General features: G+C 46.0%; 1 protein-coding gene. It reads left to right on the top strand.

Annotated elements, in window-relative coordinates; all coding sequences use genetic code 11:
• Window positions 1-73 precede the first annotated feature (73 nt).
• Window positions 74-1,251 (top strand): IS3 family transposase gene (locus SU60_RS17890; RefSeq protein WP_128814720.1). Its coding sequence is split into 2 segments (ribosomal slippage): window positions 74-341 and window positions 341-1,251, totalling 1,179 coding nucleotides; the frame shifts between segments, so codons are not numbered across the junction.
• The last annotated feature ends 7 nt before the right edge of the window (window positions 1,252-1,258 follow it).

Below are 1,258 nucleotides of genomic sequence, written 5' to 3'. Positions count from 1 at the left end.
TGTAGTGGCATAGTGAATTTGGCCACCTGATTAGAGGTGCTAAGATGCACCTCATAACATGACAGGTGAAACTATGACTAAGCGAATCAGACGTACTTTCAGTGCGGAATTTAGACTCGAAGCAGCGCAACTTGTTCTCGACCAAAACTACACCGTTGTCGAAGCAGCAAAGGCCATGGGTGTTGGTAAATCGACAATGGACAAGTGGGTAAGGCAACTTAAGCAAGAAAGAAACGGAGTGACTCCCCAAGCCTCACCGATGACACCAGAGCAAATTGAGATACGTGAGCTGAAGAAGAAACTCGTCCGTCTTGAAGAACATAATGAAATATTAAAAAAGGCTACAGCTCTCTTGATGTCGGACTCACTGAACAACTCGCGATAATCGAGAAACTCAGGCAGAGCTTTAGTGTAAAAACCTTGTGTCATGTGTTCAGTGTCCACCGCAGCAGTTACAAATACTGGCGTTGTCGCTCTAAACGTGTATCCCCTGAGTTGGTGAAACTAAAAAGTCTCATTAAAGAAGTTCATATGGCAAGCAATGGCTCTGCTGGTGCGAGAAGTATTGCCGATATGGTGACAGCCCAAGGTGTAAAACTGACGCGTTATCGAGCTTCTAAGATAATGAAATTATTAGGGTTGGTAAGCTGCCAAACACCGAAGCACCGTTATAGAAAGGCATCACAAGAACACGTAGAGATCCCCAACCATCTATCTCGACAATTTGCCGTTACCTCTCCCAACCAAGTCTGGGTAGGTGATGTGACGTATGTTTGGACGGGGCAGCGCTGGATGTATCTCGCTGTTGTCATCGATCTGTTCGCGAGAAAGCCTATTGGTTGGGCGATGTCAGTCTCGCCCGATAGCAAGTTGACAGGAAAGGCTCTCTCTATGGCGTTTGAATCACGAGGTAAGCCCAAAGCCGTGATGTTCCACAGCGACCAAGGAAGTCATTACACAAGTCGTTCTTATCGGCAACTGCTGTGGCGTTATCAAATCAAGCAAAGCTTATCGAGGCGAGGTAATTGCTGGGACAATAGTCCGATGGAGCGGTTCTTCAGAAGTCTAAAGACAGAATGGATACCAGTGTCGGGTTATCGCAGTTTTAGCGAAGCAAGAGAGCACATAACACGATATATCACAGGCTATTACAGCCAACTCAGGCCACATCAATATAATGGTGGTCTGACACCCAATGAGTCTGAACGACTGTATTGGAAAAACTCTAAAACCGTGGCCAATTTTAGTTGACCACTAC

This window comes from Vibrio mytili, from assembly GCF_000830505.1.
In the GTDB taxonomy this organism is placed as follows: domain Bacteria; phylum Pseudomonadota; class Gammaproteobacteria; order Enterobacterales; family Vibrionaceae; genus Vibrio; species Vibrio mytili.
This window is presented reverse-complemented; position numbering and strand designations above follow the sequence as displayed.